This window comes from Nonomuraea sp. MTCD27, from assembly GCF_041950495.1.
In the GTDB taxonomy this organism is placed as follows: Bacteria; Actinomycetota; Actinomycetes; order Streptosporangiales; family Streptosporangiaceae; genus Nonomuraea.
In genome coordinates, this window is the sequence record NZ_JBGNUW010000002.1 from 562,931 (window position 1) to 577,881 (window position 14,951).

A 14,951-nucleotide genomic window follows, 5' to 3' on the forward strand; every position below is an offset into this window, starting at 1 on the left:
AGATCGCCCGACAGGTTCGTGGAAGGACCGCAGATGCCGCGCTTATCGCCCTGGCGAGCCGCCGTCACCGCCGTAGCCGTCGCCCTGAGCGTGATCGTCCCGGTGGCCCCGGCCGGGGCGGCGACGCAGTCGTTCCGCAACCCGGTCAACCCGGCCGCCGACCCCAGCCTGATGTTCCACAACGGCAACTACTACGTGGCCACCACGCGCGGCGATCGCATCGGCATCTGGCGCTCGCCCAGCCTGGCCACCCTGCTCGCCGCGCCGGAGCAGGTGGTCTGGCGCGACAGCGACGCCAGCCGCAACACGCAGATGTGGGCGCCCGCCTTCCGCCACGTCGGGGCCCGCTGGTACATCTACTACACCGCCTCCGACGGCGTGGACGCCAACCACCGCATGTACGTCCTGGAGTCGGCCGGCGACGACCCGATGGGCCCGTACACGTTCAAGGCCAAGATCGCCGACTTCGGCGAGTACGCCATCGACGGCGAGCCCATCACCCACAACGGACAGCAGTACTTCGTCTGGGCCGGTCCCGGGCGCGGCATGGGCGGCCCGGCGCAGCTGTACATCGCCCGGATGAGCAACCCGTGGACGGTCACCGGCGGCCGGGTCGCGATCCCCGCCGGCGGCGGCTGCACCGAGGTGCGCGAGGGCCCGACCCCGCTCTACCGCAACGGCAGGACGTTCCTGACCTACTCCACCTGCGACACCGGCAAGCCCGACTACCAGCTGTGGATGAAGAGCATCGCGAACGGCGCCGACCCGATGGTGGCCACCAGCTGGACGCAGCACGCCGGGCCGGTGTTCGCGCGCAACGACGCGACCGGCGTGTGGGGCCCGGGGCACCACTCGTTCTTCCGCTCGCCGGACGGCACCGAGGACTGGATCGCCTACCACGGCAAGAACACCAGCACCTACACCTACAACTTCCGCACCACGCGGGTGCAGAAGTTCACCTGGAACGCCGACGGCACCCCGAACTTCGGCCGCCCCCTCGCCGCCGGCGCCACGCAGCAGCTCCCGGCCGGCGACTCGGGCGCCGCCACGTCGGTGATCAACGACTTCGACCCGCAGGTCACGTACGCGGGCACCTGGCAGTCCGGCTCGGGCTGCGGCAACCAGTGCTTCTGGAGCAACGACCACTGGAGCGGCCAGGCCGGCGCGACGGCGACGGTCCGCTTCACCGGCACGCGGGTGGCCCTGCTGAGCGTGCGCGACCGGGGCAACGGCATCGCCGCCATCTCCGTCGACGGCGGCCCCGAGCAGCGCGTCGACTACTACAGCGACATCCGGGTCGGCGAGCAGCTCAACTACCTGAGCCCCGTCCTGGCGCCCGGCGAGCACACGCTGCGGGTGCGCGTGACCGGCGAGCGCAACCCCGCCTCGGGCAGCACGGTGATCAGCATGGACCGGATCGAGGTGTACTAGAAGGGCGAGTCGAGCGGCAACTGGCGCACCCCCGGCAGGTACGCGTCGAGCTCGCCCAGCTCGAACCGTGACATCCCGACGACGTGCCAGAACTGCCCGCCGGGGTCGCCCTGGACCTTGTACCGGCCGTCGGGCGCCAGGGCGGCCCACCCCTCGGCCAGCCCGAGCAGGGTCGCCCGCCGCTCGCCGCCCGCCCAGAGGATCACCACGCCGTCGTCGCCGGCGCTGGCCAGCAGGTCCTGCGCCGGGCTGAAGGCGACCGACCACACCCGGCGGGCGTGCCCGGCCAGCGTGTGCCGCAGGTGGCCGGTCGCGGTGTCCCACACGCGGACGAGGAGGTCGTCGCCCCCGGTGGCCAGGCTGTCGCCGGAGGCGCTGAACGCCACGCTCCACAGCCGCCCGTCGTGCCGGTCGAGCGTGTGCGCGAGCCGGGGCTGCCAGGGCTGGCCGGGGCGCAGCTCCCACACCAGGGCCTTGCCGTCGTTGCCGGCGCTGGCCAGGTGGCGGCCGTCGGGGGAGAAGGCCACGGAGTAGACCCGGTCGGTGTGCCCTTCGAGGGTGGCCACCCGGCCGCCGGAGTCGACGTGCCACAGGCGTACGAGCTTGTCGTCGCAGCCGGTGGCCACGTAGGAGCCGTCGGGGCTGAACGCGATCGAGCGCACCCGCCCGCGGTGGTCCATCAGGTTGACCGCCAGCCGCCCGGTCGGGCGGTACCAGATCCGCACGCTGTCGTCGTCGTTGGCCGTGGCCAGCATGTTGCCGTCGGGGCTGAACGCCTCGGCCCACACGTGGTCGGTCTCGGCGTGCAGCTCGCGCTCGTAGTCGCCGGTGACGGCGTTCCAGAAGTGCACGCCGCCGTCGTTGCTGGAGGTGGCCAGCGTGGGCCCGGCGGGGGAGAAGGAGGCCGAGATCAGCCGGTCGGCCGTGCCGCTGAACTCGCGCAGCCGCCGCCCCGTGCGCGGCTCCCACACGCGTACGATGCCGTCGTTGCCGCTGGTCGCCAGCATCGTGCCGTCGGCGCTGAACCTGACGGAGGAGATGCGGCGCCCGTGGCCGCGCAGCACCCGCTGGCTCTGGCCCGTCACCGGGTCCCACAGCCGCACGGTGCCGTCGTTGCTGCTGGTGGCCAGCTGCTGCCCGTCGGGGCTGAACGCGAAGGGCCAGACCGAGCTGCGGTGCCCGGTCAGCTCGATCCGCTGGCCGCCGCCGAGCCGCTGCAGGCGTACGACGCCGTTGGAGTCGCCGCTGGCCAGGGTCTGCCCGTCGGGACTGAAGGTGACCTGGTAGACGGCCGCCGCGTGGGTGGTGTGCACGCCGCGGGCCTCGCCGGAGGGGTCCCACACGCGGACGCTGCCCGCCGTGTCGCCGGTGGCCAGCAGCGTGCCGTCGGGGGAGAACGTCACGCAGTAGACGCTGCCCAGGTGGCCGGTCAGCTCGTGCAGGAGCGTCCACGTGGCGGTGTCCCAGAGCCGGACGGTGCCCGCCTCGTCGCCGGTGGCCAGCAGGCGGCCGTCGGGGCTGTGCACGGCGCGGTAGACGCTGCCGCGGTGCTCCCCGAGCGTCTCCTTCACCTGGCCGGAGCCGAGGTCCCAGACGCGCACGACGCCCGCGGAGTCGCCGGTCACCAGCGCCGAGCGGCCGAACGAGGCGGTGAAGACGGGCGCCCGGTGGCCGCTCAGCTCGTGCTTCAGCCGCCCGGTGGCCGTCTCCCACACGCGTACGACGCCGTCCCCGCCGCCCGCGGCCACCAGCTCGCCCGAGGCGTCGAGGCGCACCGGCCACACGCCGTCGGGGTGGCCGGCCAGCCGGCGCAGCGGCTCGCCGGTCAGCGCGTCCCACAGCCGCACGGCGCCGTCGCTCGCGCCCGTGGCCAGCAGCCCGCCCGCGAACGTGACCGCGTAGACGCGGCCCCGGTGCCCCTGCAACGTGCGCACGGGCGCGCCGCCGACGCACAGCAGCACGCCGCCGTCCTCGTTGCCGATCGCGATCGTGGCGCCGTCGAGGCTGTAGGCGATCGGCTCGGGCAGGCGGCTGGTCTGGAAGTGGTAGCCGTACGGGACGCCGATGCCGGCCGGCGCGAACTCCACCTCGACCGGCTGCCCCGGCACCACGGCCGCGCCCGGCAGGTGCGGCAGCGTGCCGGTCACGTTGATCAGCGAGGCCCGGTGCCAGCGGGCGCCCTCGAGCGCCGCGTCGCTCAGGTCGACCTGGGCCAGCCGCGCCCCCGACAGGTCGGCGCCGCGCAGGTCGGCCCCGGTGAGCTGGGCGCCGTCGAGCCGCGCGCCCACCAGCCGGGCATCGCGCAGGGTCGCCCTGGACAGGTTGGTGCCCGCCAGCGTCGCCTCGGACAGGTCGGCGCCGGTGAGGTCGACCTCCCGCAGGTCCCTGGCCGACAGGTCCTCGCCCTTCAGGTTGGCCCCGCGCAGGTCGGCGCGGGCCGGCGTGCGCAGCCGGGCGGAGATCTTGACCGCGTTCGCCCTGGACACGTCGTCGCCCGGCGGGTCGGCCACCCACGCCCGCAGCGCCCGCACGTCGGCCAGGTCGCACAGGAACTCCACGGTCAGCGCCGACAGCGGCCGGCGCGACAGCAGGAGCGGGTTGTCCAGGGTCGTGGCGATGTGCCGGGCGATCAGCCATTCCATCACCGAGGCGTGGATGAAGCCGAACATGCCCTCCTCGGTGCGCACCAGCAGGCTGCCCGACCCCATCCGGAACGCGGCGTGCGCGGCCGAGAGCTGCCCGTCGGCCAGGTCGGTCAGCGTCTCGCCGATCTCGGTCAGCTCGTCCAGGCCCAGCAGCGCCTCCCCGGAGTCCCACAGGCGCACCGCCAGCGCGGTCACCGCCTGCCACAGCTCGTCGGTGGTCAGCCCGGCCGGCGAGCCGGGGATCCTGGCCCGCCGCTCCTCGAAGGCCAGCCACGAGCTGAGGATCTCCTCGTACAGCAGGGCCGGGCTGATCGTGTGGCGCGCCTCGGCCACCGTGCGCAGGCGGTCGGCGTCGAGGTCGGCGATGAAGCTGAGCATGCGCGGGTTCTGCGCCAGCGCGAGCAGGTCCTCGATCTCCCCCATCAGCGACATGCGGGCGGTGGCCTCGTCACCGCCGGCGAACCTGTTGGCCAGGTAGGAGCGGATCTGGTCGGGCGTGAAGTCCTCGACGCTGAGCACCCGGCGCTGCGGCAGCACCCCCACCATCTCGCCGAGCGAGGTCAGCACCTGGCTGTGGGACTTGAAGTGCTGCGTGCGGCTGGCCACCACGATCTTCGCCTTGTCGTCGGCCGCGGCCAGCAGCGTGGCCAGGTGGTCGGCCGCCCGGTCGTAGGTCAGCCGGGTCACCAGCTCGTCGAACCCGTCGAACAGCAGCACGATCCGCCCCTGCCGCAGCAGGTAGCGGAACGCCTTGAGGTCGATGAACTCCTCGCCGTGGCCGGCCAGGTGGGCCGCCACCAGCGCGTCCACCGAGTGCGCCTTGTCCAGGGCGCGCAGCTCGATGAGGATCGGCGTCAGGTGCGGCAGCTCGACGGGGATGCGGCGGGCCAGCTCGCGCAGCGCGAACGTCTTGCCGTGGCCGAAGTCGCCCAGCAGCAGCAGGAAACGGCCGTGGTCGGCGGCCAGCAGGCGCATCAGCTCGTCGGTCAGGCCCTGCTTGACCTGGCTGCCGGGGCGGTCTAGCTCGCGGTAGCGCTGCGGTACGTACAGGTCGGGCGGGTAGCGCCGGTCGGTCGTCAGCCGGGCGGTCTGCTCGGCGACGTAGCCGCTCAGGTCGAGCAGCCCCTGGAACTCGGTGAAGCTGCGCAGCCGCACGCCCTTGCGCATCAGGTCGTCGCGGATCGCGCGGGACGCGGGCGGCCCCTGGTAGACCAGCTCGGCGGCCAGGCCCACGGCGTGCGCCCGCCGGACGAACTCCGCCGCGGCCGCCTCGTCCGGCTCGCCCACGTGCGCGCCGATCATCGTCTGCCGGACGAACCCGTCCTCGGGGTGGGTGACCACCAGGTGCGTGTCGAACCTGCGGATCCTGGCCCGCTCGTGCCGGGCCTCGCAGACCTCGGTGATGCGGTCGAGCAGCAGCTCGTATGGGCTCGGCTCGCGCTCCTCGGGCTTCGGCGCGGGTGAGGGGACGGCCGGGGCCTCGCCGGTGAACGTGGCCTGCGCGGCCCGCCACCGGGCGCGGACCGGCTCGGGCCGGCCGGCGGGCTGCGTGTCCGGCAGCCAGGTGCGCAGCCCGTCGGGCCCGATCTCGACGACCTGGTGCCGCCCCGAGCGCGGCGCGGCGATGCGGCCCTCGGCCGCCGGGCCGGAACCGCCGTGGAAGAGCAGGTTGAGCCGGTGGCCCAGCAGCCGGTCGAACGTCGGTGCGTCCCTCAGCTCGTCCGGCGGGTGCCCGATCGCGCCCAGGCGCAGCCACGCGCTCTCCTCGTACGGCCGCAGCCGCTCGGCGAACCAGGCCGCCTGCGCCTCCCCGAGCTGCGCGTACGCGTCGCGCTCCAGATGGCTCATCGCCATCGTCGAGTTGAGCCCCGCCACGACCACCTTCAGATCGGGCACCTCGAACAGCGTCCACGGCTGCCCGCCGTCGAACACCCGGTCGTCCAGCCCCTGGTAGACCTCCCCGAACAGCTTCGCGAAGTGGCGCCACTTGGGCCAGTAGGGGGGCTGCGGGCTCACGTCGTCGGCCTCGCAGGTCATGAAGTAGGCGCTGGCGGCGGCCTTGGTGACGTCGCGCGGCCCGGGCAGCAGGATCAGCCGGTGCGGCTCCAGCCCGAGCAGCAGCCTCAGGTCGGTCACGAACCGCGTGGCCTGCCCGAACTGCCCCAGGCTGCCGGACTCGGTCAGGTCGCCGCTGACGACCATGAGGTCGGGGCGGGGCATGCCGCGGTCGTACATGGCGGTCAGGTCGGCCCAGATGCGGGCCTGCATGTCCTCCGGCGTGAAGGGCTCGCCGGGGTCGGGCAGCGCCCTGCCGAACCGGGGGCCGCCGATGTGCAGCACGCTGATCGACTCGCGTCCCCTGCTCTCGCCGGCCGACGGCGGGAACTTCGGCGCCGTGACCGGCGCGCGCCGGGCCCTGGCCCGCTCGGCGGGCGGCGGCAGCGTCGGGACGGGCGCCGGCACGGTGGAGCCGTCGGGGAAGGCGGGCGCGGCGTCGGGCTTGGCGCGGCCCGCCATCGCCTCCCTGACCCGTCCGAGCAGCAGCGCCCTGGCCTGCCCGGGGTCGGAGACGCCCAGCAGGTCGACCCAGGTGATCGTGGACAGCAGGCCCTCGACCTGGACGTCCTCCAGCCGGATCGTGACGAGCTTGTTGGAGGGGTTGTCGGGGTCGGCCCGCAGCGCCGCCTGCCACTCCATCCGGCCGTAGCGGGAGCCCAGGTAGTTGCGCGAGAGCACGGCCACGACGAGCTGGGCCTCGCTGACGCCGCGATCCATGAAGTCGATGAAGTTCGTGCCGGGCACGAAGTCCCAGGCCTGGATCATGGTCTTGTAGCCCGCCGCCTCGAGCTCCCAGGCGATCCACGTCGCCCAGGCCGTGTCGGCCGGGGAGTAGCTGACGAAGATCTCGGTCGGCCTGCCGTCGCGCGCCATCTGCCCAGTATCCCCTGCGGGATCGGCATTTTGGAGCCTGTGTGCGATCATCATCGGGTGTTGCGGCGTGTTGGCGTGCTCGACTGGATCAGGATCGGGCTGCTGGTTCTCGGCCTGGTCTTCGTGGCGACGGGGCTGCTGCCCTGGGCCGATGCGGTGCGCAGCCTCGACGAGATCGGCCCGCTGCTGGTCTTCCTGGTCGCGATCATCGTGCTGGCCGAGCTGACCAAGGAGGCCCAGGTCTTCGACGCGATCGCGGCGAGGATGGCGGTGCTCGGACGTGGCAACTACGCCGCCCTCTTCTTTCTTTGTGCCGCTTTCGCGTCATTTGTCACGATATTTCTGAACTTGGACACGACGGCTGTCCTGCTCACCCCGGTCATGCTCGCCCTGGCCCCCAAGGCCCGCATCGCCGCCCTGCCCCTCGCCATGACCACGATCTGGCTGGCCAACACCGCCAGCCTGCTGCTGCCGGTCTCCAACCTGACCAACCTCCTGGGCATGGACAAGATCGGCCTCGACGCCCAGGAGTTCGCCGCCCGCATGTGGGCGCCCCAGATCGTCTCGATCGCGGTGACGATGGTGTTCCTGTGGGTGTTCTACTGGCGCCGCGGCGAGCGGCGCGACCTGCGCTACACCCCGCCGGTGCTGGAGCCCGTGGCCGACCGCGTGCTGTTCACGGCCGCCTCGGCCGGCTGCCTGCTGTTCATCGTCCTGCTGCTGCTCAAGGCGCACGTCGCCGTCGCGGCCACGGTGGCCGCGGCCATCGTCCTGGGCGCCTTCGTGCTGCGCGCCCGCCGGCGCCTGACGTGGAGCCTCGTCCCGTGGCAGCTCGTCATCTTCGTGACCGGCCTGTTCCTGGTCGTGCCCACGCTCAGCGGCCACGGCCTGTCCGCTCTGATGACCTGGATGATCGGCACGGAGGGCGACCCCTACCGCACGGCCGCCGTCGGCGCCGGCCTGTCCAACCTGATCAACAACCTGCCCGCCTACCAGGCCGTCGAGATCGTCATCCCGCCCGCCGACCAGGACCGCCTGCTGGCTCTTCTGGTCGGCACCAACGTCGGCCCGGTCATCACCCCGTGGGCGTCGCTGGCCACGCTGCTGTGGTTCGAGTCGTGCCGCCGCCACGAGGTCAGGGTCCCGATGCGCCGCTTCCTGCTCACCGGGGCGGGCCTGGCCGTCGCCGGGCTCCTGGCGACGGTGTGGGCGCTGGTGGAGTTCGGCTGAGCCCGCCGGGAGCGGGTCAGGCGGCGGCCAGTTCGTAGGCGCCGGCGACCGCGTCCAGGGCCCAGCGCATCCGGGGCACGTACATCTCGGGGTGGTCGCCGGCCTCCTGCGCCACGTACGCCGCGCACCAGGACGGGTCGCCGCCGCACGCGCACAGCCGCTCGTTCACGGCCGCGCGGATCTGGAACGGGGACAGCGTGTCGGAGGGCTGCAGGGCGGTGGCGAAGAGCACCTGCGCCAGCTCGGTGGTGGTGATCATGTCGGGCTCCTCTCCGTTCGGTGCCGTCTGCCGGGCACCCTCTAACTAGACGTCGAACGGCGACAGAACTCATCGACAAAGGACACACATTTTCTGCGCACTTTTCCTCAGTGGAGCAGCGCCAGCAGCCCGGGCAGGGCGCGGGGGTGGGCGGCCACGAAGCTGCGCTCCCCGGCGGGGGCGTCGATGCACTCGTCGTACGGGCCGCCGTCCAGCGCCCGGATCTCGATGCCGGCCTCCTGCGCGAGCAGCGCCCCGGCCGGCAGGTCCACCACCCCGGCCCGGTAGCCCACCATGCCGTCGATGTCGCCGCGCGCCAGCATCGCCCACGCCAGCAGCGGCGCCCACAGCTGCAGCACCCGGCGCGCGCCGAGGTCGAGTGCCGTCTTCAGCCCCCGCACGGTCGCGTCGTCCCTGGCGATGCCGTAGCCCTGCGTCCAGGCCACCAGCGGCCCGTGGGGGCTCGGCGCGTAGGGGGGAGCCAGGCGGGCCCCTGAGGAGGCCACCGCGCCCTTCCCCCGGACGGCCGACCACGTCTGCCCCGAGACGGGGTCGTGCACCACGCCCAGCAGCGGCAGCCCGCCCCGGCACAGCGCCAGGCCCACCACGTACGTGGGCAGCCCGATCGCCACGTTGTTGGTGCCGTCGAGCGGGTCCACCAGCCACGTCCACTCGCCGCCCGCCGCCCCGGCCAGCCCGGACTCCTCGGCGATCACCGCGTGCGACGGGTACGCCGTCAGGATCCGCTCCAGCAGCAGCTTCTCCGAGGCCAGGTCGAGGTCGGTCACCACGTCGCCCGCCTCGCCCTTGGCCCGCACGCCGAGCGCGCCCCGGGTGCCCTCCAGGAGCAGCGCCCCCGCGGCCTCGGCGGCGTCCACGGCCACCGTGCGAGCGTGATCCAGGTCCATCGGGTCCCTCTCAGGTCAGGTGCGCGGCGATCAGGCGTACGGCCAGGGCCGTCTCCCCGGCGTTCAGCGGCTGCCTGGAGACGTGGTGGAGGCCGCCGCCCAGCGGCCCGAGCGACAGGTCGCGGCTGCCGGCCCGGCCCCGCCCGAGCGCGATCGTGGCCGCCTCGCCGCCCTCGGGCACGATGCTGCTGTGGAACCGGTCGGCGGCCAGCGTGTAGGTGTCGCCGGGCCCGAAGACCTCTACCAGGCCCGTGGCGTGCCGCACGGTGCGGCGGGTGGGCGAGATGCGGTCGCCGTCGGCCCCGCTGACCACCTCGAACACCCGGTGCGTGGCGTCCGCGCCGGCGTCGGTGACCACGGCGTGCACGTTGCGCACCTGGCCGTAGAGCACGTGGCTGACCAGGTCCCAGCTGTGGCAGTGGATCTGCGAGGTGGTGCTCTCGGCGGGCGTGAGCGAGTCGGACCACAGGTGGAGGCATACCCCCTCGCCGCCGTCGCGCTCCAGCGGCAGGCAGACGAATCCGAGCGGGTGGCGCACCCCGGTCAGGCCGGGCCGCGACAGCTCCGCCAGGGCCCACGACCTGGCCTCGCCCGCCCGCAGGAGCTCCCGGACGCCGTGGTAGCTCATGACGGGTGGGCGGGGACCGGCGGGCGCGGCTCACCGTACGGGTCAACGGCACGCAGGGCCTTGCGGGCGATGTCGACGACGTCACGGCCGTTGTAGGACTTGGGCAGGGGCACCCCGATGCGTTCGAACAGCTCCTGCACCTCCTCGATGGTGGGCTCGTCGCCGAGCGGCACCTTCTTGTACATCTCCAGCGGCACCCGCCGCGCCTGCTCGAAGCTGAGCCGCAGCTCGGTGTCGCAGTTTTCGTAGTAGAACGTGTCGGCCAGCGCGGTCATGGCCCGGTTCGGGTCCTCGACCGTCATGATCAGGCGGCTGCTCGACAGGTCCCAGCGGAACGTGGTCATCGTCGACGACAGGCCCACCCCGATGTCGAGCAGGCCGTAGCGCTGGCGGTGCCAGAAGGCGGCCAGGATGGTCGCGTACGACTCCTTCCTGGCCCGGTCGGTCGTCCACGTCTCCCCGGTGCCGTCGGGGACGTCGGACAGCGAGCGCCGGTAGTGCGCGTAGGTCTCGCACACCTCCGCGTTGGACGGGTCGATGACCTCGACCCTGACCGTGAGGTGGCGCTTGTCCCTGCGGGCGGCCGCCACGCAGAGGGGGAGCGTGACCGCGCGCAGGTAGGTGCCGGTGCCGCCCTTGAAGCTCCACCGGGTGGTGTCCTTGCGCGCCTCGGCGTGGGACTGGGCGATCTCCTGCTTGCTGGCCAGCACCCGGACGAGCTGGAGCGAGTCGAGCGCTCTGCGGGTGCCGTGGACCATCGTCTCGATCTCCTCCAGGCGCGCCAGGCGCACGGGGAGCTCGGCCAGCGCGCCCGAGGTGATCGTCTTCTCCACGGGGGCCTGGCGGGCGCGGTCGCGCAGCAGCGCGGTGGCCACCAGGGCCATGATCACCAAGGTGGAGGCGGTGACGAGCTGGCGCTGGATGTCGGCGCCCTTGGCGCCGAAGATCTCGGGCGGCATGATGCCGAGCACGCCGACCGCGATGGCCAGGGTGAGCGCGATGGCGCCGTCGGCGTTGCGCGCCGCCCACGGGGCGGTCCGTCTCAACGCCGCCATGAACCGTGCCATCGCTCGCCCCGCCGTCCGACGATCAGTCAGTTCCCGAGGTCATGGTAACGACCGCGCCATGCGACTGCCACTGCACGCAAAGGAGCGATCTCCTAGCGGGAGATGTGGTGAATTATCGCCTCACATCCCCGATGGGGGCGGATGTTCCGCCCTCATCGGGGAGCCGTGACTCCGGGCTAGAACCACCCGCGGTGGCGGGCCATCTGCTCCAGGCCGCGCTGCAGGGCCGTCTCCGCCGACTGCGGCGAGTCGTCGTAGCGCACGGTGAAGCGGTTGTAGGAGTCGTGGCTGGAGCTCAGGAAGCCGCCGCGCTTGTCGGCCTCCAGGATGACGTCCATCTGCCGCGCCCCGGCGATGAACGTCAGCTCCAGCTCGTTGAAGTGGCGCCGCCACTGGCCGCCCGCGTAGTACTCGATCTCCTGGAAGAACGGCATGGTCGAGCCGTACAGGGTGCCGCGCTCCAGGTCGGCCTTCTTGAACTGGAAGCCCAGCCGGTCGAGGGCGCCGATCACGTGCTCCTGGGCCGGCAGCGGGCTGACGAACAGCGGGTCGAGGTCGCCCTTGTCGAGCGCGCCCGCCAGCGCCAGCTCCGTCTGCACGCCCAGCTTCATGCCGTGCAGCGGGTGCCCGGCGATCGCGCTGATCGGCGTCTCCCACGGGATCGCGATCTCGAACTGCTGCTGGTGCTGCGCGCCCTTCGCGAGCTGGAACGTGCCCGCCACCTGCTGGCGCAGGAAGCTGTAGCTCGTCTTGTACTCGTTGTCGCCGGATTCGACCTCCACCACGGCGGTGAGGTCGATGTAGATGCCCTCGACCTTGTAGTCGGAGTTGCCACCACGGAAATGGACGACGCCGCGCAGCAGCTCGCCGGGGCGCACGCCCGTGTTGGTCAACACCGTGTCAACCTCGACGCCCGCGCCGAACGCGGCCATCAATTTGCGGAACACCATGGGGTTCTCCTATGCGGAAGGGGTGTGGCCGTTCATCTGGCCTGTTCCCGTGCCCGAGATGCGGGGGAGCAGCTGGGCCAGGATGAGGGTGGAGAGCGCGGAGTCCGACTGACCCTGCTGGGTGCGTACGACCAGCGGCTGGGGGGCGTTCTCCGTCAGTTTCGCGCCCACGTCGAGGCGCTTGCGGGCCAGCTCGTACTGCAGCACGGCCCGGTTGTCCCGGTACGACTCGGCCAGGCGGCGCAGTGCCTTGGCCTCGTTCTCGGCGGAGGTCAGGTCGGCCCTGCCCCGCGCCTCGATCTCCCACGTCACCCGCTGCGCCTCGGTCTCCTGCTCCTCCAGCATGCGCGCCACGTTCTTGCGCGCGTTGTTGTGGGCGGCCTTGACCTCGACGACGCGGGCGTCACGGGTCTTCTTGGAGCGCTCGATCTCCATCAACAGGGTGTCGATGCGGCGCTTGCGGGTCAGCTCCCACTCGCGCTCGTAGGCCGAGAGCTCCTTGGCCACCTTCTCGCGGGTGGCCAGGTGCTGCTGGTACTGGTCGGGCAGCTGCACGTCGGGGATGTTGGCGCCGGTGATGCGCACGCCGTAGCGGCCCAGCTGGCGGTTGAGCGCGTCCTGCATGTCGCCGACGTCGGAGCCGCGCAGGTCGTACGCGCGCTCGGTGTTGACCCGGCGGCTGCGCTGCCTGATCGCGTCCTGCACCGCGCTGGACAGCACCAGGTCGAAGTTGCCCGCGCCGATCGTGCGGACGAACGCGACCGGGTCCACGATGCGGAACTTCAGGAAGAACTCGATCGACTTCAGCGGCACGTTCTCGGCGGTGGGGCAGGCCACGATCGGGGCCGAGTACGGGATCTCCGTGGAGGTGTCGACGACCGCGTCCACCCGGTCCCACGGCAGCCACAGGTAGTGGCGGCCCGGCGGCAGCGTGCCGGTGATGGCGCCCCAGCGGCTGCGCACGCCGGTGGTGCCCTCCTCGATCTCGATGATCGCCTTGCGCCACATCGTGACCATGGCGATGAGCAGGCTGAACAGCGCCGCGAACGCCGCGACGAGGGTGAGGTCGGTGAGCGCGGCCATGCCGGCGAAGTAGAGCGCCAGGAACACCAGCGTCATCCACGCGAAGCCGCGCCGGTCCTTGGGGATCACGACGGGCACGAGCTGGCCCTGCTCGCCGCCGCGCAGGAGCTGGCGGATGTCTCCCCAGGAGGCCAGCGATTCCTTGATCTTCGAAAACTCGCGGCTCATCAGATCTCACTCCCAGCCTGTCCGTGCTGCTGCCCGCCCGGCAGCAGCCGCTCGACGGTCCGCTCCAGTTCGGAGTCGGGCTCCGGCGTCGCCGGCGGTTGTTCCACGTCGGCGGCGGCCTTGTGCAGCAGCGCGGCGATCTCGGCCTCGCGGTCGCGTACGCGGGCGCCGATCTCGTCGAGCCTGGAGCGGATGGCGGCCATGTCCTCGGCGGAGAACAGCGCCGCGTCCTTGCCGCCCACGAGCTGCTGGGCCAGGGCCAGGAAGTCGATGTCGGTGTGCTCGCCCACCTGCACCACCTGCGGCAGCCTGTGGGCGACCGACTCCAGCTTGGTCAGCAGGTCCTGCTGGAAGCGGTAGTCGAGGATCTCGGGCGCCTCGGCGGCCGACAGCGCCCTGATGTCCAGCGCCTGCGCCTCCAGGAGCGCGGCGTTGGCGTTGGCCGTGGACTCGGCCTCGACCAGGCGCTGCCTGGCCTGTGCCGTGGCCTGGTGGGTGGCGCGTTCGAGCGCGGTGTCCATGCGGGCCTGGTAGCCGGCGATCTCCGCCTGGATGGCGCTCAGCGTCTCCTGCAGCCCGGCCAGCTCCTTGATCAGGTCGCCCTCGTTCTGCTCCTTGCGCAGCTGGAGCTCGTACTCGTAGGTGTAGGCCTCCTTGGCGACGCGGACCATCTCGGGGGCGGCCAGGTCCATGCGGTATTCCTGGCTGGACGGCTCGGCGTGCGTGATGTTGACGTCGGTGAGCCGGACGGCGGGCAGGAACTGCTGGTTGAGGCTCTCCAGCATGCCGAGCGTGCTCTCGCCCACCAGGTCGTAGATCTCCTCGGCGCGCTGGGCGTAGATCAGCGAGCGGGTGACCTCGCTGATGGCGTTCTGGAGCTTGGACTGGAAGCCGCTGACCGAGCCGAGCACGAAGATGAACTCCGCCGGGTTCTCGATCCGGAACTGCAGGAACAGGTCCACGCTGGCCTTGACGCCCTGCTGCGTGGGGGCCTCGCTGATCGGCGCGTTGAACGGGTATTCGCGGGTGGTGTTGACGATGTAGCTGACCCGCTTCCACGGGTTGAACAGCGTCACCCGGCCCGGGTCCGCGATGTGCACCAGCTTGCCGAACTGGGTGATCAGCGCCTTGCAGCCCTCGGGCACCATCACCACGCTGCGCCGCCACCACAGGAACACGGCGGCCAGGATGAGGACCACCCAGTAGTGCGGGCCGAAGACCACGTCGACGTTCGGGACGACGTTGCCGAGCGCGCCGATCAGGCCGAGCAGCACGAGGATGCCCAGCGGTATGAGTATCTTGGCGGTGCCGCTCTTGGGGATCACCACGGGCGAGATGACGTGCATGCCGTTCTCGGCGAAGCTGCGGTTGACGATCTCGCCGGCCTCGTTCAGCGACGCCGAGCGGGCCTCGATGAGGGTGCCGACGGACGCGCCGCCGTCGCGCGCCGCGGCGAAGTCATGCGGGTTCAGCGCGAAGCCACGGCCCTGGCCCGCCAACTGCCCCGCCTGGTCCACGACCTGCCCCATGGCCTGGCCCATCGCCTGGCGTACGTCACCCCCTTGGGCAACCGCTTGGGCTATGCCCTGCCCCGCCTGGATCAGTGCCTCTCTGGGTCGTGACATTGAACCTTCCTTTTCCGCTACGGGCG

The 14,951-nt window shown here is 72.1% G+C and carries 10 protein-coding genes; 2 read left to right on the forward strand and 8 right to left on the reverse strand.

What is annotated here, in order from left to right; genetic code table 11:
- The first annotated feature begins 33 nt into the window (after positions 1-33).
- Positions 34-1,431, forward strand: coding sequence for a family 43 glycosylhydrolase (locus ACBJ59_RS07115; RefSeq protein ID WP_375109336.1), 1,398 nt, complete (start codon positions 34-36; stop codon positions 1,429-1,431).
- Here the strand turns inward: ACBJ59_RS07115 and ACBJ59_RS07120 are convergent.
- Complete coding sequence (locus ACBJ59_RS07120) at positions 1,428-7,007, reverse strand: TIR domain-containing protein (protein ID WP_375109337.1); 5,580 nt, start codon at positions 7,005-7,007, stop codon at positions 1,428-1,430. The two genes, ACBJ59_RS07115 and ACBJ59_RS07120, sit on opposite strands and share 4 nt — an antisense overlap.
- Positions 7,008-7,064: 57 nt before the next feature.
- Between ACBJ59_RS07120 and ACBJ59_RS07125 the strand changes: the two genes are divergently transcribed.
- Positions 7,065-8,237, forward strand: coding sequence for an SLC13 family permease (locus ACBJ59_RS07125; protein ID WP_375109338.1), 1,173 nt, complete (start codon positions 7,065-7,067; stop codon positions 8,235-8,237).
- A 16-nt stretch (positions 8,238-8,253) separates the two neighbouring features.
- Here the strand turns inward: ACBJ59_RS07125 and ACBJ59_RS07130 are convergent, their stop codons facing one another.
- The 7 genes from ACBJ59_RS07130 to ACBJ59_RS07160 form a co-directional block, all read right to left on the reverse strand.
- Positions 8,254-8,496 (reverse strand): hypothetical protein, encoded by a 243-nt coding sequence (locus ACBJ59_RS07130; protein WP_375109339.1) that lies wholly within the window; start codon positions 8,494-8,496, stop codon positions 8,254-8,256.
- Between the two features lie 107 nt (positions 8,497-8,603).
- Entirely contained in the window at positions 8,604-9,404 is an 801-nt protein-coding gene (locus ACBJ59_RS07135) for an inositol monophosphatase family protein (RefSeq protein WP_364118587.1), read from the reverse strand.
- A gap of 10 nt (positions 9,405-9,414) precedes the next feature.
- Positions 9,415-10,032, reverse strand: a complete 618-nt coding sequence (locus ACBJ59_RS07140; protein ID WP_375109340.1) for a hypothetical protein — start codon at positions 10,030-10,032, stop codon at positions 9,415-9,417.
- On the reverse strand, positions 10,029-11,087 hold the full coding sequence (locus tag ACBJ59_RS07145) for a hypothetical protein (RefSeq protein ID WP_375109341.1): 1,059 nt from the start codon (positions 11,085-11,087) through the stop codon (positions 10,029-10,031). The genes ACBJ59_RS07140 and ACBJ59_RS07145 overlap by 4 nt, the downstream gene beginning before the upstream one ends.
- Positions 11,088-11,275: 188 nt before the next feature.
- Complete coding sequence (locus ACBJ59_RS07150; protein ID WP_375109342.1) at positions 11,276-12,049, reverse strand: sporulation protein; 774 nt, start codon at positions 12,047-12,049, stop codon at positions 11,276-11,278.
- Positions 12,050-12,058: 9 nt separating this feature from the next.
- On the reverse strand, positions 12,059-13,300 hold the full coding sequence (locus ACBJ59_RS07155) for an SPFH domain-containing protein (RefSeq protein WP_375109343.1): 1,242 nt from the start codon (positions 13,298-13,300) through the stop codon (positions 12,059-12,061).
- Entirely contained in the window at positions 13,300-14,925 is a 1,626-nt protein-coding gene (locus tag ACBJ59_RS07160; RefSeq protein WP_375109344.1) for an SPFH domain-containing protein, read from the reverse strand. Before ACBJ59_RS07160 ends, ACBJ59_RS07155 begins: the two co-directional genes overlap by 1 nt.
- Positions 14,926-14,951: the final 26 nt, after the last annotated feature.